Source organism: Klebsiella sp. WOUb02 (genome assembly GCF_050058015.1).
Taxonomy (GTDB): Bacteria; Pseudomonadota; Gammaproteobacteria; order Enterobacterales; family Enterobacteriaceae; genus Klebsiella.
The window spans coordinates 3,741,188-3,766,498 of record NZ_CP170110.1; the positions used below are offsets into that span (position 1 = coordinate 3,741,188).

Sequence of the window (25,311 nt, forward strand, 5' to 3'; positions counted from 1 at the left end):
CTTTTTTACTCCTGATTCACACGGTTAAGCTTGCCCACAGCGGCAGCCATCAATACTTCCTGGGTGGCCTGCTCGCGTGTAAATTCACCGCCGAGATGCCCTTCATGCATCACAATGATGCGATCGCTCATGCCTAACACTTCCGGCATCTCCGAAGAGACCAGAATGATGCTCAGACCATCGGCTTTAAACTGGTTAATCAGCTGGTAGATCTCTTTCTTCGCCCCCACGTCAACGCCGCGGGTAGGCTCATCAAGGATCAGGACCTTCGGGCGGGTCATCAGCCCGCGGGCAATAGCCACCTTCTGCTGGTTACCGCCGGAGAGCAGGCCAATCGCCTGCTCCATCGATGGCGTTTTGACATTGAACAAGCGGATGAAATCGCTCACCGCCTGCTGTTCATCTTTATGCTTCAGCTGGCCGCCGGCGTGGCTGAAGTAGCGCAGCGCGGTCAGCGACATATTTTCCTTTACCGACATGCCGAGGACTAAGCCATCGCGCTTACGGTCTTCGGAGATATAAACGATGCCGTTCGCCAGGCCATCCTGCGGGGAGCGGGTGACCACTTCGTGCCCGTCGAGGGTGACGGAGCCGCTGCTGCGCGGCAGCGCGCCGTACAGGACCTTCATCAACTCCGTGCGCCCGGCGCCCATCAGCCCGGCGACGCCGAGAATTTCCCCCTGACGCAGGGTAAAGGTGACGTTTTCCACGCCCGGCCCGCACAGGTTATCGACCTTCAGGCGCACGGCGCCCGGCGCTTTATCCAGGCGCGGATACTGGTCTTCCAGCTTACGACCGACCATCATCTCGATCAGCAGGTCTTCGTCCAGGCTCGCCACCTCGCGCTCGGCAATAAACTGCCCGTCGCGAAAGACGGTAACGTCATCGCAAATCTCGAAGATCTCTTTCATCCGGTGGGAGATATAGACAATTCCGCGCCCCTGAGATTTCAGCTCGCGGATAACGCGGAACAGAGAGTCCGTTTCGGTGTCGGTCAGGGCGTCCGTCGGCTCATCCATGATGATGACCTTCGACTCAAAGCTCAGCACCTTGGCGATTTCAACCATCTGCTGGTCGCCGATCGACAGATCGCCCACCAGCTTCTGGCTGTTAAAACGTAAGTTCAGCTTCGCCAGCAGCTTGTCCGCTTCGGCGTACATCGTTTTCCAGTCTATTTTGCCAAACCGGTTAACGAACTCACGGCCGAGGAAAATATTCTCCGCGATCGTCAGCTGAGGGATCAGGTTGAGTTCCTGGTGGATAATGCCGATCCCGGCTTCCTGGGAGGATTTCGGCCCGTTGAAAGTGGTCTCTTTTCCTAACCACGTTAAGGAGCCGGCGTCGCGGGCGTAGATCCCGGTCAGCACCTTCATCATGGTGGACTTACCGGCGCCGTTTTCGCCCACCAGCGCCATCACCCGGCCGGCATAGACGTTGAGCGCGGCGCCGGAGAGCGCTTTGACGCCCGGGAACGCTTTATCGATCCCTTTTAATTGCAATAAGGCTTCCATATCGGCGACCTCAGAACGTGACGCCGGCACAGAGAATGACGTTCGCAAACGGGGAACACTCCCCGCTGCGAATCACCGCCTGACTATCCGCGGTTTGTTTTTTAAACTGCTCATGACTGGTGTAACGAATTTCAATGGTGTTTCCCTGGTATTGCTGCAGCAGCTCAAGGTGAGTGAGCAACGTCGCATGGAGCTGCGGATTATGAGTTTTAATCTCTTCCGCAAGGATCGCCGCCTCAACCTGCATTTCCGCCGTTACCACCTCCAGAACCTGCATAAAGGAGGGAACGCCCTGGGTTAACGCCATATCAATACGCGCGCTGCTGCGGGGAACCGGCAACCCGGCGTCGCAAACCACCAGCGTATCGGTATGACCCAGGCGGGAGATAACCGAGGAAATATCAGCGTTAAGTACGGTGCCTTTTTTCATTTTTCTCTTCTGCTCCAGTAGCGAAACGTTTCGCTGAACAGAGTATTGTCAAATTGCGCGCAGAAAACCACCGCCAGAAGAGAGAAATGTGATCGCCATCGAAACGTTTCGCAAAGCGCAGGGAGAGAAAAGTGAGCGCAGGCCAATAGCGATAAAAAGCCCTTCGCAAGGAAGGGCTTCGGAACATCAAATTTCGACCTGGGTACCCAGCTCAATGACCCGGTTAGGCGGGATCTCAAACTGATCCGGCGCCCGCAGGGCGTTGCGCTGCAGCAGAAGATAGAGCTTGCCGCGCAGCCGCAGATACCACGGCCGTTTACCGATAATCAGCGATTCATGCGACATGAAGAACGAGGTTTCCATCATCCGGCAGCTCAGCCCTTCCAGCCCGCAGCGGTGGAAAACCTCTTCCACATTCGGCGTTTCGCGCCAGCCGTAGCTCGCCACCACGCGCCAGAACGACGGTGAGATTTGCTCGATCTGCACCCGGCGAACGTTGTGCACGTAAGGCGCATCTTCGGTCCGCAGCGTCAGCAGGATCACCCGCTCATGCAGCACCTTGTTGTGCTTGAGGTTGTGCAACAGAGCAAACGGAATGACGTTCAGGGCGCGGGACATATAGACCGCAGTGCCCGGAACGCGGACCGGCGGCGATTTCTCCAGCGAGGAGATCATCGCTTCCAGCGAGTTGCCGTGTTCGTGCATCCGGCGCAGCAGGCGGAAACGCTCGCTCTTCCAGGTGGTCATCACGGTGAACATCACCAGGCCGAGGGTCAGCGGCAGCCAGCCGCCGGAGACGATCTTATCGAGGTTGGCCGAGAACAGCGGCAGGTCAATGCACATAAAGGCGATAAACAGCAACGCCACGAGGAATTTATTCCAGTGCCAGTTTTGACGCGCCACGGTGGTGAACAGAATAGTGGTCAGCACCATGGTACCCGTCACCGCAATACCGTACGCCGCCGCCAGGTTGGAGGAGTGCTCGAAGCTGATAATCACGATGACCACCGAAACGTACAGCAGCCAGTTGATAAACGGGATATAGATCTGCCCGGATTCCATCTCGGAGGTATGGATGATGCGCATTGGCGATAGATATCCGAGGCGCACCGCCTGACGGGTCAACGAGAAGACCCCGGAAATAACCGCCTGGGAGGCAATCACCGTCGCCAGAGCGGCGATAATCAGCATCGGGATCAGCGCCCATTCGGGAGCCAGCAGGAAGAACGGGTTTTTGATCGCCTCAGGATGTTTGAGCAGCAAAGCCCCCTGGCCGAAGTAGTTCAGCACCAGCGAAGGCAGCACCACAGAGAACCACGCCAGGCGAATAGGCAATTTGCCGAAGTGGCCCATATCGGCATACAGCGCCTCAACGCCGGTAATGGAGAGCACCACCGCCCCGAGAGCGACAAAAGAGACGGTCTTATATTCGAGGAAGAAGTGCACCGCCCAGTACGGGTTCAGCGCCTGCAGGACTTGTGGATTCGCAATAATGCTGCGCGCGCCGAGCACCGCCAGCAGCAGGAACCAAATCAGCATAATCGGCGCAAACAGCTTACCCACCATACTGGTGCCGTGCTTCTGGATGGCAAACAGCAGGGTCAGCACAATGATGGAGATCGGGACAATCCAGGTATCCAGATTGGGGGCAATAATTTCCAGCCCCTCAATCGCCGACATCACCGAGATCGCCGGGGTAATGACCACCTCGCCATAGAAGAAGCTGCCGCCAATCAGCCCGAGGATAACCAGCACCGACGTTGTTCGCGCGGAGGTGTTGCGCCCCGCCAGCGACATTAGCGTCAGGATCCCCCCCTCACCGGCGTTGTCCGCCCGCATAACGAAGGTAATATATTTGAGTGATACGGTAAAAATTAACAGCCAGAAAATTAGCGACAGGAAGCCAAAAACAGCATCACGTTCAACGCCAAACCCAAACTGACCTGACAGACATTCACGTAGCGTATACAGTGGGCTGGTACCAATATCGCCGTACACCACGCCGATTGCCGCCAGCGTTACTGCCGGAAGCGATTGCTTATTATCAGAGCTCATAGACTAGTCTTTTCGTTTATACATATCATTTTTCAAGCTGCTTCTGCGCTGCTGGCGTCCAGAAATCCCGGTCACATAGCCGTGCGCCAGGGGATTTCATCCCTTGCTGCCTTGCCGCAACTTGAATGTTTTTGTGTATATAAAACAAATGTGTTCCCGGTCCTCAGGCTCACAAAAAGCGCACAGTATGCACGATTATTTGCTGAATCGTACCCCTAACGGACATCATATTAACCTGGCTCAAAGAAAATAAATCGAATCTTCAGGCTATTACCGCACCTAATCAAACATCTATACTCGACTCAATAACGACACATGAAAAAGCACGCAACTCAATTATGGCTCAATCACATTTACTGGCAGAAAGAATTTCCCGGCTGAGCGCGGCGCTGGAAAAAGGTTTGTTTGAACGCAGCCACGCGATACGGCTCTGTCTGCTGGCCGCGCTCAGCGGCGAGAGCGTGTTTTTGCTGGGCCCGCCGGGTATTGCTAAAAGCCTGATCGCCCGCCGTCTCAAATTCGCCTTCCAGCAGGCTCGCTCCTTTGAATACCTGATGACCCGCTTCTCGACTCCGGAAGAGGTTTTTGGTCCACTGTCGATCCAGGCTCTGAAGGATGAAGGCCGTTACGAACGCTTAACCGCAGGCTACCTGCCGGAAGCGGAGATCGTCTTCCTCGATGAGATCTGGAAAGCCGGCCCGGCGATTCTTAATACCCTGCTGACCGCCATCAACGAACGCCATTTCCGCAACGGCGCCAGCGAAGTGAAAATTCCGATGCGCCTGCTGGTGGCGGCGTCCAACGAACTCCCGGAAGCGGATAGCAGCCTGGAAGCGCTGTATGACCGAATGCTGATCCGCCTGTGGCTCGACAAAGTACAGGATAAAACCAACTTCCGCTCCATGCTGCTCAGCCAGCAGGATGAAAACGGCAATCCCGTCCCGGCATCCCTGCAGATTAGTAGCGAAGAGTTTGCCCAATGGCAGCAGGATATCAGCGGCGTGAAGCTGACGGATAGCGTATTCGAACTGATCTATCAGCTGCGCCAGCAGCTGGAGACGCAGCCCAAAGCGCCCTACGTTTCGGACCGTCGCTGGAAAAAAGCCATTCGCCTGCTGCAGGCCAGCGCCTTCTTCAGCGGCCGCGATACCATCGCGCCCATCGACCTGATCCTGCTGAAAGACTGCCTGTGGCACGACATCGAAAGCATGAATCTGATGGCGCTGCTGCTGGAAACCCTGATGACCAACCACGCGTGGCAGCAGCAGACGATGCTGACGCGCCTCGGCGCCATTACCCAACGGCGTATTCAGATCCAGCAGCAGCACAGCGACAAAACCGCGCTGAAGGTCACGCGTCTCGGCGGCATGTTCAGCCGGAAAGCGCACTATGAACTTCCCGCCGACGTTGAAGGAACAACGCTCCTTCTGCTGCTGCAGCAGCCGCTCAAGCTGCACGATATGGAGGTTATCCATATTACCTTTACCCGCGAGGAGCTCTCCCACTGGCTGGAGAAGGGCGGCGAGATCCGCGGTAAGCTCAACGGCATTGGTTTTGCCCAGCCGCTAAATATGGATGTCGATACCAGCCAGCATCTGGTGGTGCGCGACGTCAGCCTGCAGGGCTCGCGTCTGGCCCTTCCCGGCAGCGAATCACAGGAAAATATGCCCGCGGAAATCAGGCAGCAGCTGGAAGCCCTCGACGACGAGTGGCATCAGCAGCACAACCGTTTTAGCGAACAGCAAAAATGTCTGTTTATTCCCGGTGACTGGCTGGGACGGATCGAAGCCAGCCTGCAGGACGTCGGGGCGCAGATCAAACAGGCCCGTCAGCCATGACGCTGGATATGCTGAATGTCATGCTGGCAGTCAGCGAAGAGGGGATGATCGAAGAGATGCTGCTGGCGCTGCTGGCCTCTCCGCAGCTTGCCGTTTTCTTTGAGAAATTCCCGCGGCTGAAGAACATTATCGCCGCCGATATCCCGCGCTGGCGCGAAGCCATCAGGGCCAGGCTAAAAGAGACGCATATCCCGCCCGAGCTCGATGCTGAAGTGCAGAATTATCAGCGGTCGCAGCTTCTTTCGACCTCGCAGTTTATCGTGCAGCTGCCGCAAATTCTTACGCAGCTGCACAAGCTCGAGTCCCCTTTTGCCGCCCAGGCCCAGCAGCTGGCGGATGATAACCCGCACTTTACTCCCGCTTTGCACACCCTGTTTCTGCAGCGCTGGCGTCTGAGCCTGGTGGTGCAGGCCACCACCCTCAACCAGCAGCTGCTGGATGAAGAACGCGATCGGCTGCTCAGCACGATGCAGGAGCGGATGACCCTCAGCGGCCAGCTCGATCCGGTGCTGGTGGAAAACGATAACTCCGCGGGACGCCTGTGGGATATGAGCGCAGGCGAGCTGAAGCGCGGCGATTATCAGCTGATCGTCCGCTATGGCGATTTTCTTACGCAGCAGCCGGAGCTGATGCAGCTAGCCGAACAGCTCGGGCGCTCGCGGGAAGCAAAATCGGTCCCGAAAAAGGATGCGCCGATGGAGGCTTTTCGCAGCCTCGTTCGCGAACCGGCCACGGTACCGGAACAGGTTGACGGCCTGCAGCAAAGCGATGACATTCTGCGCCTGCTGCCGCCGGAGCTGGCAACCCTCGGGATCACCGAACTGGAGTTCGAGTTCTACCGCAAGCTGGTGGAAAAGCAGACTGCTGACCTACCGGCTGCACGGCGACGCATGGCGGGAAAAAATTACCGAACGGCCGGTTATCCACCAGGATTTTGACGAGCAGCCGCGCGGGCCATTTATCGTCTGCGTCGATACTTCAGGCTCAATGGGCGGTTTTAACGAACAGTGCGCCAAGGCGTTTTGCCTGGCGTTAATGCGGATCGCCCTGGCGGACAACCGGCGCTGCTTTATTATGCTGTTTTCCAGCGAAGTGGTGCATTACGAGCTCACCGGCCCGCAGGGGCTGGAGCAGGCGATTCGATTCCTCAGCCAGCGCTTTCGCGGCGGTACCGATCTGGCCAGCTGCTTTCGGGCCATTATTGAACGCATGCAAAATCCGCAGTGGGTCGATGCCGATGCGGTGGTCATTTCTGATTTTATCGCCCAGCGCCTGCCGGATGAGGTGATCGGTAAGGTGGGAGAACTACAGCGCAGACACCAGCATCGCTTTCACGCGGTGGCGATGTCGGTGCATGGCAAACCCGGGATCATGCGCATCTTCGATCATATCTGGCGCTTTGATACCGGGCTGCGCAGCCGCCTGCTGAGACGCTGGCGGCGTTAACAAGCGAATTAAAGCAGGGAATCGACGCTTTCACGGACCTGCGCAGGCCATACGCCGCACTGAACCTATCCGATGTGATCGAGCTGCAGCAGCAGCATCGTCAAACGCGACTGACCAATGCCGCCGCCGATGGTCTGCGGCATTTCGCCGCGCAGCAGCGCCTGGTGCCACTCCAGCTTCAGGCGATCCTCATCACCGGTGATCGCCAGCTGGCGCTTCAGGGCGTCGGCATCGACGCGGATCCCCATAGAAGAAAGCTCGAAGGCGTCCTGCAGAACCGGGTTCCACACCAGAATATCGCCGTTCAGGCCGGCAAAGCCTTCGGCAACCTCGGTGCTCCAGTCATCATAATCCGGCGCACGCACGTCGTGGCGCTGGCCATCGGTGAGCTTGCCGCCAATCCCGATGAGGAATACGGCGCCCAGCTCTTTGGCGATCGCCCGCTCACGCCCTTTAGCGTCGAGATCCGGGTAACGGCTCAGCAGATCCTGGCTATGAACAAACTGAATCTGCTCCGGCAGGAACGGCGTCAGGCCAAACTCTTTGCTGACGGCGGCTTCGGTCGCTTTGATCCCGGCATAGATGGCTTCTACGGTAGATTTCAGCGTCCCGTCGTGGCGTTCGTCGTCGCCCATCACACGCTCCCAGTCCCACTGGTCAACGTAAACGGAGTGGATGGCGGTCAGCCGGTCTTCGTCGGGGCGAAGGGCCTTCATGTGCGTGTACAGCCCTTCGCCCGCGCTGAAGTCGTGTTGTCCCAGGGTTTGCCGCTTCCATTTAGCCAGGGAATGAACGACTTCAAACTGGGCATCCGGCAGCGTTTTCACTTTTACCTGAACCGCCTTCTCGCAGCCAGACAGGTTGTCCTGAGTCCCGTCCCCTACGCGGCTTAAAATGGGAGCCTGGACTTCGATCAGGCCCAGTTTGTCTTCCAGCTGGCGGGAAAAGTGAGACTTAACGAAGCTGATCTGGCGTTGTTTTGCGATATATGCGGTTTTCATTTTTATGACTCCTGCGTCCTGTTGCTATTGATTAAGCAACAAAACAGGCCATCAATTCAATAATCAAACAACAAAAAGGCGCATACACTTTTGATTCATTAAAATATAGGGCTAATATAGAAAGAACCTTTAAACATCATAAGAAAAACCTATGGAAAATTATCAGATCGACAATCTGGACCGCGGCATCCTTGAAGCCTTAATGGCCAATGCGCGCACCGCCTACGCCGAACTGGCCAAACAGTTTGGCGTCAGCCCGGGAACGATCCACGTCCGCGTGGAGAAGATGAAGCAGGCAGGCATTATTACCGGCGCGCGAATCGACGTGAATCCGAAACAGCTCGGCTATGACGTCTGCTGCTTTATCGGCATTATCCTGAAAAGCGCCAAAGACTACCCCTCCGCGCTGGCCAGGCTGGAGAGCCTGGATGAGGTGACCGAGGCCTACTACACCACCGGCCACTACAGCATCTTTATTAAGGTAATGTGCCGCTCGATCGATGCCCTCCAGCAGGTACTTATCAACAAGATCCAAACAATCGATGAAATTCAGTCCACCGAGACGCTGATCTCCCTGCAAAACCCGATTATGCGCACCATCCGCCCGTGATCGGGCTTTTTTAATCCCACATTTTCCACAGGTAGATCCCAGCTCACACACAGCGTACAATGTGCCACACTGAATAAATGAGCGGACGATCATGGCAGACATTACTCTTATCAGCGGCAGCACCTTAGGCAGTGCGGAATATGTAGCGGAGCATCTGGCGGAAAAGCTGGAAGAAGCGGGCTACAGCAGCGAAATCCAGCATGGCCCGCTGATTGAGGATCTGCCGACGGACGGGATCTGGCTGGTTATCTCCTCGACTCACGGCGCCGGCGATATTCCTGACAACCTGACGCCTTTCTATGAAGCGTTGCAGGAGAAGGAAGCGGACCTGTCGGGCATACGCTTTGGCTTAATCGGGATCGGCAGCCGGGAATATGACACTTTCTGTGGCGCAATCGACAAGATTGACGATGCATTAAAGGCGTGCGGGGCAAAACAGATCGGCGAAACGCTGAAAATTAACGTCCTCGATCATGAAATTCCGGAAGATCCGGCCGAGATTTGGCTGGGATCCTGGAAAAATTTGATCTGATTTTTGTAAAGATCGCTCGATCATCTGTGGATAACTGTGCTTAAAACCGTTGATCAACCGGTAGTTATCCAAAGCATAACCGTTGTCTTGTTTTTGATCTGTGCATAACCCTTCATTTTGATCCCAGCTTATACGGAACAGGATCACCGATAGTTCACAGTAAGTGATCCTCCTTAACCGATTGATCTTAAAACGCGGATCCGGCTTATCCACAGAGAGCTTCGATCCTAATAAGAGATCACAATAAAACAGATCTCTAAATAAAAGATCTTCTTTTAAATACTCAAGATCCCGGAGCTTTCTCGGAAGTCGAAAGTTGAGTAGAATCCACGGCCCGGGCTTCAATCCATTTTCAAACCGCTTTATGCGAGGCATACCACCATGTTTTATCAGGATCCTTTTGACGTCATCATCATTGGCGGGGGTCATGCAGGCACTGAGGCCGCAATGGCCGCAGCGCGAATGGGTCAGCAGACCCTGCTTTTGACACACAATATCGACACCCTGGGGCAGATGAGCTGCAACCCGGCGATTGGCGGCATTGGGAAAGGACACCTGGTAAAAGAAGTGGATGCTCTTGGCGGCCTGATGGCGAAAGCGATCGACCAGGCAGGCATTCAGTTTAGGATACTAAACGCAAGCAAAGGTCCGGCGGTGCGCGCCACTCGCGCTCAGGCAGACCGCGTGCTCTACCGCCAGGCGGTACGTACGGCGCTGGAAAACCAGCCCAACCTGATGATCTTCCAGCAGGCGGTGGAGGATCTGATTGTCGAAAACGATCGCGTTGTCGGCGCTGTGACCCAGATGGGGCTGAAGTTTCGCGCCAAAGCGGTGGTCCTGACCGTCGGTACCTTCCTCGACGGCAAGATCCACATCGGACTGGATAACTACAGCGGCGGTCGTGCTGGCGATCCGCCGGCTATCTCGCTTTCCCGCCGCCTGCGTGAACTGCCGCTGCGCGTCAGTCGTTTGAAAACCGGTACTCCGCCGCGTATTGACGCGCGCACCATCGATTTCAGCGTCCTGGCGCAGCAGCACGGCGATGACCCGATGCCGGTATTCTCGTTCATGGGATCCGCGGATCAGCATCCGCGTCAGGTTCCGTGCTACATCACCCACACCAACGAGAAAACGCACGACGTCATCCGCAATAACCTCGACCGCAGCCCGATGTACGCCGGGGTGATTGAAGGGATCGGCCCGCGCTACTGCCCGTCGATCGAAGATAAGGTGATGCGCTTTGCCGATCGCAACCAGCATCAGATCTTCCTCGAGCCGGAAGGGCTGACCTCTAATGAAATTTATCCGAACGGCATCTCCACTAGCCTGCCGTTCGATGTGCAGATGCAGATTGTTCGCTCGATGCAGGGTATGGAGAACGCCAAAATCGTTCGCCCGGGTTATGCCATTGAGTATGATTTCTTCGATCCGCGCGACCTGAAACCAACGCTGGAAAGCAAATATATCCAGGGTCTGTTCTTCGCCGGCCAGATTAACGGCACCACGGGTTACGAAGAGGCGGCGGCCCAGGGCCTGCTTGCCGGTCTCAACGCCGGTCGCTTCTCTGCGGAAAAAGAGGGCTGGGCGCCGGGCCGCTCTCAGGCCTACCTTGGCGTGCTGGTGGACGATCTCTGCACCCTCGGAACCAAAGAACCGTACCGCATGTTTACCTCCCGCGCGGAGTATCGTCTGATGCTGCGTGAAGATAACGCCGATTTGCGCCTGACCGAACAGGGTCGCGAGCTGGGTCTGGTGGATGATGAGCGCTGGGCGCGCTTCAATCAGAAACTGGAAAGCATTGAGCTTGAGCGTCAGCGGCTGAAAACGAGCTGGGTGAACCCGCTGGCCGAAAGCGTTGGAGAAGTGAACGCTCACCTAACCGTGCCGCTCTCACGCGAAGCCAGCGGCGAAGATCTGCTCCGTCGTCCGGAGATGACCTATCAGCAGCTGGTGCAGCTGTCGCCTTTCGCTCCGGGTCTGCAGGATGCGCAGGCGGCTGAGCAGGTTGAGATCCAGGTTAAGTATGAAGGCTATATCGCACGCCAGCAGGATGAGATCGAAAGACAGCAGCGCAATGAAAATACCTTGCTGCCCGCTACGCTTGATTATCGCCAGGTCATTGGGCTCTCCAATGAGGTGATTGCCAAGCTGAACGATCACAAGCCGTCTTCAATCGGCCAGGCGTCGCGCATTTCTGGCATAACGCCTGCGGCAATCTCCATTTTGCTGGTCTGGCTGAAAAAGCAGGGGATGCTGCGCCGCAGCGCCTGATCCTCAGGCAGTTTTTTGGCGGATAGCTTCCCGTTCTCCGCCTTGTTGTTCATCAGCCCGGTAAGCGTTTTCGCCTCCGGGCTCATTATTTTTAGACAGGTACCGATCGTGCTCAACAAACTTTCTCGTCTCCTGGATGAAGCGGCTATTACGCTCACCGATCATCAGAAAAATCAGCTGGTGGCGTATGTTGGACTGCTGGATAAGTGGAATAAAGCCTACAACCTGACCTCCGTTCGCGACCCGAACGAGATGCTGGTGCGGCATATTCTCGACAGTATCGTCGTTGCCCCCTATCTTCAGGGAAGCCGCTTTATCGATGTCGGCACCGGTCCAGGACTGCCCGGCATTCCGCTGGCCATCGTCCGCCCTGAGTCACATTTCACTCTGCTGGACAGCCTTGGCAAGCGCGTGCGCTTTCTCCGTCAGGTTCAGCATGAGCTGAAGCTTGAAAACGTGACGCCGGTGCAGAGCCGGGTAGAAGCGTTCCCGGCCGAGCCGCCGTTTGATGGGGTGATCAGCCGCGCGTTCGCCTCGCTGAGTGATATGGTGAGCTGGTGTCATCATCTGCCGGCAGAAGAGGGACATTTTTACGCGCTTAAGGGCGTGGCTCAGGCTGAGGAAATCACCGATTTGCCAGCCGGATACGCGGTGAGTGAGGTGATTAAACTGCATGTTCCTCAGCTGGAAGGGGAGCGTCACCTGGTGGTTATTAACTCAAAAATGATTTAATTTTTATCAAAAAATGTGGAAAAAATGTCGCCTGCGGATGTTACAAAAATGAAGATAACGTCGGGGTAGTATCGGGGGGCATTTAACCTTCTTTTCACTATGGCTTTTCTGGCGATTAACTTTTGCCGATTCATTTACCAGCATAATAGTCAACTTAGAAAATATCAGTCCGCTACAAATCAAGGCGCTGAACAGGCATATGGTTGTTAAATATTTATTATAAATGTCAATAAAAGGTTTTTAATGTATGTGGGGTTGTTTTGGAAAAAGTCTCTGGTTTTTATCTTGAATATCAAAAGGATGAAAAGTCATGATTTATGAAAAAAATTAATTCACGAAAACCTTAAATGTTTATAATGTGATCTAATGCACGCTTTGTAGGCCGTATTTTCTCGGTATTTGCAGTTTTGCATGATCGCTCACAGATTGGCAAAATGCAGGAAAAGTTGCCTGTCAGAAAATAATTAAACATTTATTCACTATTTTGCTACTTATTGTTTGAATTCACGGGTTGTCACCGTATAATTTGTCCGCTTTTTGATGCTTGACTCTTCGCCTCAAAGGACGTTTTATACGACACGCGACATACCTCGAAGGGAGCAGGAGTAAAAACGTGATGTCTGTGTCGCTCTTGAGTCGAAACGTTGCTCGTAAGCTTCTGTTTATTCAGTTACTGGCAGTAATAGCAAGTGGACTGCTGTTCAGCCTCAAAGACCCCTTCTGGGGCATCTCCGCAATATGCGGTGGTTTGGCAGTGGTTGTGCCAAACATAATGTTTATGATTTTTGCCTGGCGTCATCAGGCGCATACACCAGCCAGAGGCCGAATGGCCTGGACCTTCGCTATCGGCGAAGCTTCCAAGGTGTTGCTGACCTTCGCCCTCCTCGTGATGGCGCTGGCCGTTTTCAAAGCGGTATTTTTACCGCTGATAGTGACGTGGGTTTTGGTGCTGGTGGTACAAATTCTGGCACCAGCTGTAATTAACAACAAAGGGTAAAAGGCATCATGGCAGCAGAAAATATGACGCCGCAGGAATACATAGGGCACCATCTGAACAACCTTCAGCTGGACCTGCGTACTTTCTCGCTGGTGGATCCGCACAACCCCCCGGCCACCTTCTGGACGCTCAACATTGACTCCATGTTCTTCTCAGTGGTGCTCGGTCTGTTGTTCCTTACCATTTTCCGCAGCGTGGCGAAGAAAGCGACCAGCGGAGTACCGGGTAAACTCCAGACGGCTATCGAGATGACCATCGGCTTCGTCCATGGCAGCGTTAAAGATATGTACCATGGCAAGAGCAAGCTGATTGCTCCGCTGGCCCTCACCGTGTTCGTCTGGGTATTCCTGATGAACCTGATGGATCTGCTGCCAATCGACCTGATTCCTTATATCGGTGAACACATTTTCGGCCTGCCTGCACTGCGCGTGGTTCCGTCTGCGGACGTAAACATCACCCTGTCGATGGCGCTTGGCGTGTTTATCCTGATTCTTTTCTACAGCATCAAAATGAAAGGCGTGGGTGGGTTCGTTAAAGAACTGACGCTGCAGCCGTTCAATCACTGGGCGTTCATTCCTGTCAACTTAATCCTTGAAGGGGTAAGCCTGCTGTCCAAACCTGTTTCACTGGGTCTGCGACTGTTCGGCAACATGTATGCCGGTGAGCTGATTTTCATTCTGATTGCTGGCCTGCTGCCGTGGTGGTCACAGTGGATTCTGAATGTGCCATGGGCCATTTTCCACATCCTGATTATTACGCTGCAAGCCTTCATCTTCATGGTTCTGACGATCGTCTATCTGTCGATGGCATCCGAAGAGCATTGATTTTTACCAACATACTACGTTTTTATTGAAACAAACTGGAGACTGTCATGGAAAACCTGAATATGGATCTGCTGTACATGGCTGCCGCTGTGATGATGGGTCTGGCGGCGATCGGTGCTGCGATCGGTATCGGCATCCTCGGGGGCAAATTCCTGGAAGGCGCAGCGCGTCAACCGGATCTGATTCCTCTGCTGCGTACTCAGTTCTTTATCGTTATGGGTCTGGTGGATGCTATCCCGATGATCGCTGTAGGTCTGGGTCTGTACGTGATGTTTGCTGTCGCGTAGTAAGTTGTACGTAAGAAACCTAAGCCACAGAGTTAATTTAAGAGGTATTGTGCTGTGAACATGAACGCAACAATCCTCGGCCAGGCCATCGCGTTTGTTCTTTTCGTATGGTTCTGCATGAAGTACGTATGGCCGCCTTTAATGGCAGCCATCGAAAAGCGGCAGAAAGAGATTTCTGACGGTTTAGCTTCTGCAGAACGCGCTAAGAAGGATTTGGACCTTGCACAGGCCAACGCGACCGACCAGCTGAAAAAAGCGAAAGCGGAAGCCCAGGTAATCATTGAGCAGGCGAACAAGCGTCGCGCTCAGATTCTGGATGAAACTAAAGCTGAAGCAGAACAGGAACGCACCAAAATCGTCGCACAGGCGCAGGCTGAAATTGATGCCGAACGTAAACGTGCTCGTGAGGAGCTGCGTAAGCAGGTCGCAATCCTGGCTGTTGCTGGCGCCGAGAAGATCATCGAACGTTCCGTGGATGAAGCTGCTAACAGCGACATCGTGGATAAACTTGTCGCTGAACTGTAAGGAGGGAGGGGCTGATGTCTGAATTTGTAACGGTAGCTCGCCCCTACGCCAAAGCAGCTTTTGACTTTGCCGTCGAACACAAAGGCGTTGAGCGCTGGCAGGATATGCTGGCGTTTGCCGCTGAAGTGACTAAAAACGAACAAATGGCAGAGCTTCTGTCCGGTGCCCTGGCGCCGGAAACGCTCTCTGAAGCGTTCATCGCGGTCTGCGGCGAGCAGCTGGACGACAGCGGCCAGAACCTGATTCGGGTTATGGCTGAAAACGGTCGTCTGAAGGTGCTCCCGGATGTTCTTGAGCAGTTCATTCACCTGCGCGCTGCCAGTGAGGCAACCGCAGAGGTAGAGGTTATTTCTGCCACCCAACTGAGTGAAGAACAGCTCGCGAAGATCGGCGACGCGATGGAAAAACGTTTGTCACGCAAAGTTAAGCTGAATTGCAAAATCGATAAGTCTGTACTGGCAGGTGTTATCATCCGTGCGGGTGATATGGTCATTGATGGCAGCGTACGCGGCCGTCTCGATCGCCTTGCAGACGTCTTGCAGTCTTAAGGGGACTGGAGCATGCAACTGAATTCCACCGAAATCAGCGAACTGATCAAGCAGCGCATTGCTCAGTTCAATGTTGTGAGCGAGGCTCACAACGAAGGTACTATCGTTTCCGTCAGTGACGGCGTTATCCGCATCCACGGCCTGGCCGATTGTATGCAGGGCGAGATGATCTCCCTGCCGGGTAACCGCTTCGCTATCGCACTGAACCTGGAGCGCGACTCCGTAGGTGCGGTGGTAATGGGTCCGTACGCTGACCTGGCCGAAGGCATGAAGGTTAAATGTACCGGCCGTATCCTGGAAGTTCCCGTTGGTCGTGGCCTGCTGGGCCGCGTGGTGAACACCCTGGGGGCGCCAATCGACGGTAAAGGTCCGGTTGAACACGATGGCTTCTCGCCAATCGAAGTTATCGCACCGGGCGTAATCGAACGTCAGTCCGTCGACCAGCCGGTACAGACCGGTTATAAATCCGTCGATGCCATGATCCCAATCGGCCGTGGCCAGCGTGAGCTGATCATCGGTGACCGTCAGACCGGTAAAACCGCGATGGCAATCGATGCGATCATCAACCAGCGTGATTCCGGTATTAAGTGCGTCTACGTGGCTATCGGCCAGAAAGCGTCCACAATCTCTAACGTGGTACGTAAGCTGGAAGAGCACGGCGCGCTGTCCAACACCATCGTTGTTGTGGCGACCGCTTCTGAATCCGCAGCGCTGCAGTATCTGGCTCCGTATGCCGGTTGCGCAATGGGCGAATACTTCCGCGACCGCGGCGAAGATGCGCTGATCGTATACGATGACCTGTCTAAACAGGCCGTTGCTTACCGTCAGGTGTCCCTGCTGCTCCGCCGTCCGCCAGGACGTGAAGCATTCCCGGGCGACGTGTTCTACCTCCACTCCCGTCTGCTGGAGCGCGCATCCCGCGTTAACGCGGAATACGTTGAGAACTTCACCAAAGGTGAAGTGAAAGGTAAAACCGGCTCCCTGACCGCGCTGCCGATTATCGAAACCCAGGCTGGCGACGTTTCCGCGTTCGTTCCGACTAACGTAATTTCGATTACCGATGGTCAGATCTTCCTGGAAACCAACCTGTTTAACTCCGGTATTCGTCCGGCGGTCAACCCGGGTATCTCCGTATCCCGCGTGGGTGGTGCTGCTCAGACCAAGATCATCAAGAAACTGTCCGGTGGTATTCGTACCGCGCTGGCGCAGTATCGTGAACTGGCTGCGTTCTCTCAGTTCGCATCCGATCTGGATGAAGCAACCCGTAAACAGCTGAGCCATGGTCAGAAAGTAACCGAGCTGCTGAAACAGAAACAGTATGCGCCGATGTCTGTAGCACAGCAGGGCCTGGTCCTGTTTGCTGCTGAACGCGGTTACCTCGAAGATGTGGAACTGGCGAAAATCGGTAGCTTCGAAGCCGCTCTGCTGGCTTACGTTGACCGTGACCACGCTCCGCTGATGCAAGAGATTAACCAGACCGGTGGCTATAACGACGAGATCGAAGGCAAGCTGAAAGGCATCCTCGACTCCTTCAAAGCAACCCAGTCCTGGTAAAGTCTGGCGGCTTGTCTTAGGGCAAGCCGCACGGCATTGAGGAGAAGTTCATGGCCGGCGCAAAAGAGATACGTAGTAAGATCGCAAGCGTCCAGAACACGCAGAAGATCACTAAAGCGATGGAAATGGTCGCCGCTTCCAAAATGCGTAAATCGCAGGATCGCATGGCGGCCAGCCGTCCTTATGCAGAGACCATGCGCAAAGTGATTGGTCACCTTGCAAACGGTAATCTGGAATATAAGCACCCTTACCTGGAAGAACGCGACGTTAAGCGCGTAGGCTACCTGGTGGTGTCGACCGACCGTGGTCTGTGCGGTGGCTTGAACATTAACCTGTTCAAAAAACTGCTGGCGGATATGAAAGTCTGGTCCGATAAAGGCGTTCAGTGCGATATCGCAATGATCGGCTCTAAAGGCGTTTCTTTCTTTAATTCCGTAGGCGGCAATATTGTCGCTCAGGTGACCGGCATGGGTGATAACCCGTCCCTGTCCGAACTGATCGGTCCGGTAAAAGTGATGTTGCAGGCCTATGATGAAGGCCGTCTGGACAAGCTGTACGTTGTCAGCAACAAATTTATTAATACCATGTCTCAGGCTCCGACCATTACTCAGCTGCTGCCGCTACCGGCGTCAGAAGATGCTGATCTGAAGCGTAAATCCTGGGATTATCTGTATGAGCCAGATCCAAAAGCGCTGCTGGATACCCTCCTGCGTCGCTACGTTGAGTCTCAGGTTTATCAGGGCGTGGTAGAAAACCTGGCCAGCGAGCAGGCCGCACGTATGGTGGCGATGAAAGCCGCTACCGATAATGGCGGCAGCCTGATTAAAGAGTTGCAGTTGGTATACAACAAAGCTCGTCAGGCCAGCATTACTCAGGAACTCACCGAAATCGTCGGTGGTGCATCCGCGGTATAACCAGGTTAATTCGTAGAGGATTCAAGATGGCTACTGGAAAAATTGTCCAGGTAATCGGCGCCGTGGTTGACGTCGAATTCCCTCAGGATGCCGTACCGCGCGTGTACGATGCTCTTGAGGTACAAAATGGTAACGAGAGTCTGGTGCTGGAAGTTCAGCAGCAGCTCGGCGGTGGTATCGTACGTGCTATCGCCATGGGTTCTTCCGACGGTCTGCGTCGTGGTCTGGAAGTTAAAGACCTCGAGCACCCGATCGAAGTCCCGGTTGGTAAAGCAACGCTGGGTCGTATCATGAACGTGCTGGGTCAGCCGATCGATATGAAAGGCGACATCGGTGAAGAAGACCGTTGGGCTATCCACCGCGCGGCGCCTTCCTACGAAGAGCTCTCCAGCTCTCAGGAACTGCTGGAAACCGGCATCAAAGTAATCGACCTGATGTGTCCGTTCGCTAAGGGCGGTAAAGTCGGTCTGTTCGGCGGTGCGGGCGTGGGTAAAACCGTAAACATGATGGAGCTGATCCGTAACATCGCGATCGAGCACTCCGGTTACTCCGTGTTTGCGGGCGTAGGTGAACGTACTCGTGAGGGTAACGACTTCTACCACGAGATGACCGACTCCAACGTTCTGGATAAAGTATCCCTGGTTTACGGCCAGATGAACGAGCCGCCGGGAAACCGTCTGCGCGTTGCGCTGACCGGCCTGACCATGGCTGAGAAATTCCGTGACGAAGGTCGTGACGTACTGCTGTTCGTCGATAACATCTATCGTTATACCCTGGCCGGTACGGAAGTATCCGCACTGCTGGGTCGTATGCCTTCAGCGGTAGGTTATCAGCCGACTCTGGCGGAAGAGATGGGCGTTCTGCAGGAACGTATCACCTCCACCAAAACCGGTTCTATCACTTCCGTACAGGCGGTATACGTACCTGCGGATGACCTGACTGACCCATCCCCAGCAACCACCTTTGCTCACTTAGATGCAACCGTGGTACTGAGCCGTCAGATCGCGTCTCTGGGTATCTACCCGGCCGTTGACCCGCTGGACTCCACCAGCCGTCGAGCTGGATCCGCTGGTTGTTGGTCAGGAACACTACGACACCGCGCGTGGCGTACAGTCTCTGCTGCAACGTTATCAGGAACTGAAAGACATCATCGCCATCCTCGGTATGGATGAGCTGTCTGAAGAAGATAAACTGGTGGTAGCTCGCGCGCGTAAGATCCAGCGCTTCCTGTCCCAGCCGTTCTTCGTGGCGGAAGTATTTACCGGTTCTCCGGGCAAATACGTCTCCCTGAAAGACACCATCCGTGGCTTTAAAGGCATCATGGAAGGCGAATACGATCACCTGCCGGAGCAGGCGTTCTACATGGTTGGTTCCATCGACGAAGCCGTGGAAAAAGCCAAAAAACTTTAACGCCTTAATCGGAGGGTGATATGGCAATGACTTACCACCTGGACGTCGTCAGCGCAGAGAAGCAAATGTTCTCTGGTCTGGTCGAGAAAATCCAGGTAACGGGTAGTGAAGGTGAACTGGGTATTTTCCCGGGTCACGCCCCGCTGCTCACCGCCATTAAGCCTGGTATGATTCGCATCGTTAAACAGCACGGTCATGAAGAGTTTATCTATCTGTCCGGCGGCATTCTTGAAGTGCAGCCTGGTAGCGTGACCGTTCTGGCTGATACGGCAATTCGTGGCCAGGATCTCGACGAAGCGCGAGCCCTGGAATCGAAGCGTAAAGCGGAAGAGCATATTAGCAGCTCTCACGGCGACGTAGATTACGCTCAGGCGTCTGCGGAACTGGCCAAAGCGATCGCCAAACTGCGCGTTATCGAATTGACCAAAAAAGCGATGTAACACCGGCTTGAAAGTTAAAAAGCCAGTCTGGTTTCCAGGCTGGCTTTTTTTATGCCTTCATCTTAAAGCCTGTCATCGGTCCTGGCGTACAAGTCCCGGTCACCTTCCCCTGCGAGGCTCGTCAGCATGCCGCGGCAATGCGATAATTTGCTGGAACAGGCTAATGCCTAAGGTATTTTCTTCATTTTCGAGCGCGAGGGTAACCATTGGCCTGCACGCGCTAAGTGCGGTCTGAAGCTATGTTTTATGTATAACTTGTGCTTTATTCAGGTGTCAAAAAAACAGGAAAAGCAGTGAGATAGCAGGCGTTTATCGCCTTTGTGACCCTTTTTCGGAGATAAACACATTTGCAGTGGTGAAAAATAGCGCCATAAAATGGCGTATAGCGTTGAGCCTGAGCGTTTTATCCTCGTCTCGTTTTATGATGAAAAATATGTAGTATTTTCAACGTGAAAGGCTTTTACTTTTCGTTCTAACAGCTGTCAGGATGCGTATGTCAAACAGTGCGATGAGCGTGGTTATCCTTGCCGCAGGCAAAGGGACCCGCATGTATTCCGATCTTCCCAAGGTGCTGCACGCCCTGGCTGGAAAGCCAATGGTGCAACATGTCATTGATGCTACTAAAGATTTAGGTGCTTCTTCTGTGCACCTTGTGTACGGGCACGGCGGCGATCGGCTGCGTCAGACGCTGCATGAAGACAATCTTAACTGGGTTCTGCAGGCGGAACAGCTGGGGACCGGCCATGCGATGCAGCAGGCGGCGCCTTTCTTCGCCGATGACGAAGATATCATGATGCTGTACGGCGACGTCCCGCTGATCTCCGTCGATACCCTGCAGCGCCTGCGCGCCGCTAAACCGCAGGGCGGAATTGGCCTGCTGACGGTGAAGCTGGACGATCCGAGCGGCTATGGGCGCATCACCCGTGATAACGGCCGGGTTAGCGGCATCGTTGAGCATAAGGATGCCAGCGAAGCGCAGCGTCAAATTCAGGAAATCAACACCGGGATCCTGATCGCCGGCGGCGCCGATTTAAAACGCTGGCTGGCTAAGCTGACGAATAACAACGTCCAGGGCGAATACTACATTACCGATATCATCGCCATGGCCTATCAGGAAGGCCGGGAAATCGTTGCCGTCCACCCTCAGCGCTTAAGCGAAGTGGAAGGCGTCAACAACCGCCTGCAGCCTCTCCCGCCTTGAGCGCGTCTATCAGTCTGAACAGGCGGAAAAACTGCTGCTGGCGGGCGTTATGCTGCGCGATCCGGCACGTTTTGATCTCCGCGGCACCCTGACGCACGGGCGCGACGTTGAGATTGATACTAACGTTATCCTTGAGGGCAACGTGGTGCTGGGCGATCGGGTGAAAATCGGCGCCGGCTGCGTGATTAAAAACAGCACCATTGGCGATGATTGCGAAATCAGCCCCTACTCGGTGGTGGAAGATGCCCATCTGCAGGCGGCCTGCACCATCGGGCCTTTCGCGCGTCTGCGGCCGGGGGCGGAGCTGCTGCAAGGCGCGCACGTCGGCAATTTTGTCGAAATGAAGAAAGCGCGCCTGGGCAAAGGCTCGAAGGCGGGGCATCTCACCTACCTCGGCGATGCGGAAATCGGCGATAACGTTAATATCGGCGCAGGTACCATCACCTGTAACTATGACGGCGCCAATAAATTTAAAACCATTATTGGCAACGACGTGTTTGTCGGGTCGGATAGCCAGCTGGTGGCGCCGGTAACCGTCGGTAACGGCGTGACGATCGCCGCCGGCACCACGGTGACCCGCGATATTGCCGATCATGAATTAGTATTAAGCCGCGTGCCGCAGGTCCATAAGCAGGGCTGGCAGCGTCCGGTGAAGAAAAAGTAGGTCATTTATCCCTCGTCCTTTCGGGATGAGGGCCGGGGTGAGAGGATAAAATAATCCTCCCCCCATAGCAGTAACCATAAAAATAACCCCACTCTCTACAAGGCTCGGGGCGCCCGGAAAGGGCATTATCCAACGTAAATGCGTTGGGTAAACACAGGTCAGCGACAACGCATGGCATAACGCCATTATCAGGAAATTTAACTATGTGTGGAATTGTTGGCGCAGTCGCGCAGCGTGATATTGCTGAAATCCTTCTCGAAGGTTTACGTCGTCTGGAATACCGGGGCTATGACTCTGCCGGTCTGGCAGTGGTTGATAACGAAGGACACATGTCCCGCGTTCGTCGGCTCGGTAAAGTACAGATGCTGGCTCAGGCGGTAGAAGAGCAGCCGTTGCACGGCGGTACGGGGATTGCCCATACCCGCTGGGCGACCCACGGCGAACCGTCCGAGAGCAATGCGCATCCGCATGTTTCTGAACATATTGTGGTGGTCCACAACGGCATCATCGAAAACCATGAACCGCTGCGCGAGCTGCTGCAGTCGCAGGGCTATATTTTTGTATCAGAGACCGATACGGAAGTGATTGCTCATCTGGTGCACTGGGAGCTGGAGCAGGGCGGCACCCTGCGTGAAGCCGTTCTGCGCGCCATCCCCCAGTCTGCGCGGCGCCTACGGTACCGTGATCATGGATACCCGCGATCCGGGCACCCTGCTGGCCGCTCGTTCAGGCAGCCCGCTGGTTATTGGTCTGGGGATGGGGGAGAACTTCATCGCCTCCGATCAGTTGGCGCTGCTGCCGGTGACCCGCCGTTTTATCTTCCTCGAAGAGGGCGATATTGCGGAAGTCACCCGCCGCTCGGTGGTGGTATTTGATAAGTCCGGCGCGGCGGTTAAACGCCCGGATATTGAATCCAACCTGCAGTACGACGCGGGCGATAAGGGCATCTACCGCCACTACATGCAAAAAGAGATCTACGAGCAGCCGAACGCTATCAAGAACACCCTCACCGGGCGGATTAGCCACGGAGAGGTCGATCTGAGCGAACTGGGCGCCAACGCCAACGAGATGCTCTCTCAGGTTGAGCATATTCAGATTGTCGCCTGCGGCACGTCGTATAACTCCGGGATGGTTTCTCGCTACTGGTTTGAAGCGCTGGCCGGGGTGCCGTGCGATGTCGAAATCGCCTCCGAATTCCGCTATCGCAAATCGGCAGTGCGCCGCAACAGCCTGATGATCACCCTCTCCCAGTCCGGCGAGACGGCGGATACGCTGGCCGCTCTGCGCCTGTCGAAAGAGCTGGGATATCTTGGATCTCTGGCTATTTGCAACGTGCCTGGCTCATCGCTGGTTCGCGAGTCCGATCTGTCGCTGATGACCAAAGCGGGCACCGAAATCGGCGTGGCTTCCACCAAAGCCTTCACCACCCAGCTGACCGTGCTGCTGATGCTGGTGGCGAAACTGGCGCGCCTGAAGGGCCAGGATGCGGCGATTGAACACGATATCGTGCATGGCCTGCAGGCGTTACCAAGCCGAATCGAGCAGATGCTGTCGCAGGACAAGCGCATTGAAGCGCTGGCGGAAAGCTTCTCTGATAAGCACCACGCGCTGTTTCTCGGCCGTGGCGATCAGTTCCCTATTGCTCTTGAAGGGGCGCTGAAGCTGAAAGAGATCTCGTATATCCACGCGGAAGCCTACGCCGCCGGTGAGCTGAAGCACGGTCCTCTGGCCCTGATTGACGCTGAGATGCCGGTCATTGTGGTCGCGCCGAACAACGAACTGCTGGAGAAGCTAAAATCCAACATCGAAGAAGTTCGCGCCCGCGGCGGTCAGCTGTACGTCTTTGCCGATGGCGATGCGGGTTTTAGCAGCAGCGACAATATGCACATCATCCAGATGCCGCACGTTGAAGAGGCGATCGCGCCAATCTTCTACACCGTCCCGCTGCAGCTGCTGGCCTATCACGTCGCGCTGATTAAAGGCACCGACGTTGACCAGCCGCGTAACCTCGCAAAATCGGTTACCGTAGAGTAAAGCACAACGCATCCTGTAAGGGCTGCCATTCGGTGGCCCTTTTTGTTATCCGCAGATCGTTTTTTTATCGCGGCGGTAAACAGTTTGTCGGCGCTGGTTTATGACAAACTGTCATCTTTGACGACGGTATTGGCTGTCAAAAAAATAAAATATTCCCGTAAAATTCCCGTCACTTAAATAATTAACACCATGATTTATAGTGTTTTTATTTTATTCTGTTGCGCATCTTTTTGCCTGTCATAAAACTGTAATAATTCGTACATTTTACTGTCACCTCTTTGTCCTATTTTGCTCACCATAGCCTCGAAACAACGATTTACGAATCCAGCAGGAGACATTATGAACGTTATGCGTACCACCGTCGCAACAGTTGTCGCCGCGACCTTATCTATGAGCGCTTTTTCTGCATTTGCAGCAGCAAGTCTGACGGGCGCAGGCGCAACTTTCCCTGCGCCGGTGTATGCCAAATGGGCTGATACTTATCAGAAAGAGACCGGCAATAAAGTGAACTACCAGGGCATCGGCTCTTCCGGTGGTGTAAAACAGATTATTGCCAACACCGTTGATTTCGGTGCTTCTGATGCTCCTCTGGCTGATGACAAGCTGGCTCAGGAAGGTCTGTTCCAGTTCCCAACCGTTATCGGCGGCGTGGTGCTGGCCGTTAACCTGCCAGGCCTGAAGTCCGGCGAGCTGGTGCTGGATGGTAAAACGCTGGGTGACATCTACCTGGGCAAAATTAAGAAGTGGGATGACGAAGCGATTGCTAAACTCAACCCGGGCAAGAAGCTGCCGGCACAGAATATCGCCGTCGTGCGTCGTGCCGATGGTTCCGGTACTTCCTTCGTCTTCACCAGCTACCTGTCGAAAGTGAACGAAGAGTGGAAATCTAAAATCGGCGCCGGCTCTACCGTTAACTGGCCGACCGGCCTGGGCGGTAAAGGTAACGACGGTATCGCCGCTTTCGTTCAGCGTCTGCCTGGTTCCATTGGCTACGTTGAATACGCCTATGCTAAACAGAACAATCTGGCCTACACCAGACTGCTGTCTGCCGACGGCAAGCCGGTTAACCCAACGGAAGATAACTTCGCTAACGCCGCGAAGGGCATCGACTGGAGCAAGTCCTTTGCCCAGGACCTGACTAACCAGAAAGGTGATAATGCATGGCCGATCACCTCAACCACTTTCATCCTGGTGCACAAAGCTTCCAGCAAGCCTGAGCAGACGGCTGAAGTGCTGAAGTTCTTCGACTGGGCGTATAAAAACGGCGGTAAAGAAGCTAACGCCCTGGATTACGCAACGCTGCCGGAAAGCGTGGTTGAGCAGGTTCGCGCTGCATGGAAAACCAACGTGAAAGACAGCAGCGGTAAAGCGCTGTACTAATACTCGCTATACTTCGCGCTGCGGGCCACGTTGCTTGCGGCGCGAATTATTTTGGGTATAGCATTACCTTTGTCTTACAGGTCAGTAATATAGAGACCTTTCGGACC

At 54.7% G+C, this 25,311-nt stretch carries 18 protein-coding genes and 4 pseudogenes; 18 read left to right on the forward strand and 4 right to left on the reverse strand.

Annotation, left to right across the window (positions count from 1 at the left end; translation table 11 throughout):
- Positions 1–5: 5 nt before the first annotated feature.
- From rbsA to kup, 3 genes are all read right to left on the reverse strand, one after another.
- Positions 6–1,511 carry a ribose ABC transporter ATP-binding protein RbsA gene (rbsA, locus tag ABOC21_RS25155; RefSeq protein WP_426813675.1) on the reverse strand — a complete coding sequence of 502 codons (1,506 nt, stop codon included), beginning with the start codon at positions 1,509–1,511 and terminating at the stop codon, positions 6–8.
- A gap of 10 nt (positions 1,512–1,521) precedes the next feature.
- Positions 1,522–1,941: a D-ribose pyranase gene (gene rbsD, locus ABOC21_RS25160; RefSeq protein ID WP_045853722.1), complete on the reverse strand. Its 420-nt coding sequence runs from the start codon at positions 1,939–1,941 to the stop codon at positions 1,522–1,524.
- Positions 1,942–2,127: 186 nt separating this feature from the next.
- Entirely contained in the window at positions 2,128–3,996 is a 1,869-nt protein-coding gene (kup, locus tag ABOC21_RS25165; RefSeq protein WP_426813676.1) for a low affinity potassium transporter Kup, read from the reverse strand.
- 338 nt (positions 3,997–4,334) lie between these two features.
- On the opposite strand from kup, the gene ravA reads away from it, so the two are divergent.
- On the forward strand, positions 4,335–5,834 hold the full coding sequence (ravA, locus tag ABOC21_RS25170) for an ATPase RavA (protein WP_426813677.1): 1,500 nt from the start codon (positions 4,335–4,337) through the stop codon (positions 5,832–5,834).
- Positions 5,831–7,280, forward strand: a pseudogene (gene viaA / locus ABOC21_RS25175) (ATPase RavA stimulator ViaA). The gene ravA and the pseudogene viaA overlap by 4 nt, the downstream one beginning before the upstream one ends.
- Before the next feature lie 65 nt (positions 7,281–7,345).
- Here the strand turns inward: viaA and asnA are convergent.
- On the reverse strand, positions 7,346–8,281 hold the full coding sequence (asnA, locus tag ABOC21_RS25180; protein WP_426813678.1) for an aspartate--ammonia ligase: 936 nt from the start codon (positions 8,279–8,281) through the stop codon (positions 7,346–7,348).
- A gap of 151 nt (positions 8,282–8,432) precedes the next feature.
- Between asnA and asnC the strand changes: the two genes are divergently transcribed.
- The 16 genes and pseudogenes from asnC to pstS all read left to right on the forward strand — a co-directional run bounded on the left by asnC (position 8,433) and on the right by pstS (position 25,204).
- Positions 8,433–8,891: a transcriptional regulator AsnC gene (asnC, locus tag ABOC21_RS25185; protein WP_045853727.1), complete on the forward strand. Its 459-nt coding sequence runs from the start codon at positions 8,433–8,435 to the stop codon at positions 8,889–8,891.
- 91 nt (positions 8,892–8,982) lie between these two features.
- Entirely contained in the window at positions 8,983–9,423 is a 441-nt protein-coding gene (mioC, locus tag ABOC21_RS25190; protein WP_426813679.1) for an FMN-binding protein MioC, read from the forward strand.
- Positions 9,424–9,804: 381 nt separating this feature from the next.
- Positions 9,805–11,694: a tRNA uridine-5-carboxymethylaminomethyl(34) synthesis enzyme MnmG gene (gene mnmG / locus ABOC21_RS25195; protein WP_426813680.1), complete on the forward strand. Its 1,890-nt coding sequence runs from the start codon at positions 9,805–9,807 to the stop codon at positions 11,692–11,694.
- Positions 11,695–11,802: 108 nt separating this feature from the next.
- Complete coding sequence (gene rsmG, locus ABOC21_RS25200) at positions 11,803–12,426, forward strand: 16S rRNA (guanine(527)-N(7))-methyltransferase RsmG (protein ID WP_426813681.1); 624 nt, start codon at positions 11,803–11,805, stop codon at positions 12,424–12,426.
- 616 nt (positions 12,427–13,042) lie between these two features.
- Positions 13,043–13,423, forward strand: a complete 381-nt coding sequence (gene atpI, locus ABOC21_RS25205) for a F0F1 ATP synthase subunit I (protein WP_426813682.1) — start codon at positions 13,043–13,045, stop codon at positions 13,421–13,423.
- Between the two features lie 8 nt (positions 13,424–13,431).
- The gene (gene atpB, locus ABOC21_RS25210; RefSeq protein WP_041143359.1) at positions 13,432–14,247 is read left to right on the forward strand and encodes a F0F1 ATP synthase subunit A; all 816 of its coding nucleotides are present in this window, start codon (positions 13,432–13,434) and stop codon (positions 14,245–14,247) included.
- Between the two features lie 47 nt (positions 14,248–14,294).
- Positions 14,295–14,534 carry a F0F1 ATP synthase subunit C gene (gene atpE / locus ABOC21_RS25215; RefSeq protein WP_000429386.1) on the forward strand — a complete coding sequence of 80 codons (240 nt, stop codon included), beginning with the start codon at positions 14,295–14,297 and terminating at the stop codon, positions 14,532–14,534.
- A 54-nt stretch (positions 14,535–14,588) separates the two neighbouring features.
- Positions 14,589–15,059: a F0F1 ATP synthase subunit B gene (atpF, locus tag ABOC21_RS25220; RefSeq protein WP_041143358.1), complete on the forward strand. Its 471-nt coding sequence runs from the start codon at positions 14,589–14,591 to the stop codon at positions 15,057–15,059.
- A gap of 14 nt (positions 15,060–15,073) precedes the next feature.
- Entirely contained in the window at positions 15,074–15,607 is a 534-nt protein-coding gene (gene atpH / locus ABOC21_RS25225) for a F0F1 ATP synthase subunit delta (RefSeq protein WP_426813683.1), read from the forward strand.
- A gap of 12 nt (positions 15,608–15,619) precedes the next feature.
- Positions 15,620–17,161, forward strand: coding sequence for a F0F1 ATP synthase subunit alpha (gene atpA / locus ABOC21_RS25230; protein WP_041143356.1), 1,542 nt, complete (start codon positions 15,620–15,622; stop codon positions 17,159–17,161).
- Between the two features lie 50 nt (positions 17,162–17,211).
- Positions 17,212–18,075: a F0F1 ATP synthase subunit gamma gene (atpG, locus tag ABOC21_RS25235; RefSeq protein WP_426813684.1), complete on the forward strand. Its 864-nt coding sequence runs from the start codon at positions 17,212–17,214 to the stop codon at positions 18,073–18,075.
- Between the two features lie 26 nt (positions 18,076–18,101).
- Positions 18,102–19,485, forward strand: a pseudogene (gene atpD / locus ABOC21_RS25240) (F0F1 ATP synthase subunit beta).
- Between the two features lie 20 nt (positions 19,486–19,505).
- Positions 19,506–19,925, forward strand: a complete 420-nt coding sequence (locus ABOC21_RS25245) for a F0F1 ATP synthase subunit epsilon (protein ID WP_426813685.1) — start codon at positions 19,506–19,508, stop codon at positions 19,923–19,925.
- Positions 19,926–20,418: 493 nt separating this feature from the next.
- A pseudogene (glmU, locus tag ABOC21_RS25250) lies at positions 20,419–21,790 on the forward strand (bifunctional UDP-N-acetylglucosamine diphosphorylase/glucosamine-1-phosphate N-acetyltransferase GlmU).
- A 203-nt stretch (positions 21,791–21,993) separates the two neighbouring features.
- A pseudogene (glmS, locus tag ABOC21_RS25255) lies at positions 21,994–23,824 on the forward strand (glutamine--fructose-6-phosphate transaminase (isomerizing)).
- Between the two features lie 339 nt (positions 23,825–24,163).
- Positions 24,164–25,204 (forward strand): phosphate ABC transporter substrate-binding protein PstS, encoded by a 1,041-nt coding sequence (pstS, locus tag ABOC21_RS25260; protein WP_426813686.1) that lies wholly within the window; start codon positions 24,164–24,166, stop codon positions 25,202–25,204.
- The last annotated feature ends 107 nt before the right edge of the window (positions 25,205–25,311 follow it).

Excerpts from the sequence above, each read along its gene's own strand:
- rbsA (WP_426813675.1), bottom strand. The coding sequence starts at position 1,511 with ATGGAAGCCTTATTGCAATTAAAAGGGATCGATAAAGCGTTCCCGGGC.
- rbsD (WP_045853722.1), bottom strand. The coding sequence starts at position 1,941 with ATGAAAAAAGGCACCGTACTTAACGCTGATATTTCCTCGGTTATCTCC.
- kup (WP_426813676.1), bottom strand. The coding sequence starts at position 3,996 with ATGAGCTCTGATAATAAGCAATCGCTTCCGGCAGTAACGCTGGCGGCA.
- ravA (WP_426813677.1), top strand. The coding sequence starts at position 4,335 with ATGGCTCAATCACATTTACTGGCAGAAAGAATTTCCCGGCTGAGCGCG.
- asnA (WP_426813678.1), bottom strand. The coding sequence starts at position 8,281 with ATGAAAACCGCATATATCGCAAAACAACGCCAGATCAGCTTCGTTAAG.
- asnC (WP_045853727.1), top strand. The coding sequence starts at position 8,433 with ATGGAAAATTATCAGATCGACAATCTGGACCGCGGCATCCTTGAAGCC.
- mioC (WP_426813679.1), top strand. The coding sequence starts at position 8,983 with ATGGCAGACATTACTCTTATCAGCGGCAGCACCTTAGGCAGTGCGGAA.
- mnmG (WP_426813680.1), top strand. The coding sequence starts at position 9,805 with ATGTTTTATCAGGATCCTTTTGACGTCATCATCATTGGCGGGGGTCAT.
- atpI (WP_426813682.1), top strand. The coding sequence starts at position 13,043 with ATGTCTGTGTCGCTCTTGAGTCGAAACGTTGCTCGTAAGCTTCTGTTT.
- atpB (WP_041143359.1), top strand. The coding sequence starts at position 13,432 with ATGGCAGCAGAAAATATGACGCCGCAGGAATACATAGGGCACCATCTG.
- atpE (WP_000429386.1), top strand. The coding sequence starts at position 14,295 with ATGGAAAACCTGAATATGGATCTGCTGTACATGGCTGCCGCTGTGATG.
- atpH (WP_426813683.1), top strand. The coding sequence starts at position 15,074 with ATGTCTGAATTTGTAACGGTAGCTCGCCCCTACGCCAAAGCAGCTTTT.
- atpA (WP_041143356.1), top strand. The coding sequence starts at position 15,620 with ATGCAACTGAATTCCACCGAAATCAGCGAACTGATCAAGCAGCGCATT.
- atpG (WP_426813684.1), top strand. The coding sequence starts at position 17,212 with ATGGCCGGCGCAAAAGAGATACGTAGTAAGATCGCAAGCGTCCAGAAC.
- ABOC21_RS25245 (WP_426813685.1), top strand. The coding sequence starts at position 19,506 with ATGGCAATGACTTACCACCTGGACGTCGTCAGCGCAGAGAAGCAAATG.
- pstS (WP_426813686.1), top strand. The coding sequence starts at position 24,164 with ATGAACGTTATGCGTACCACCGTCGCAACAGTTGTCGCCGCGACCTTA.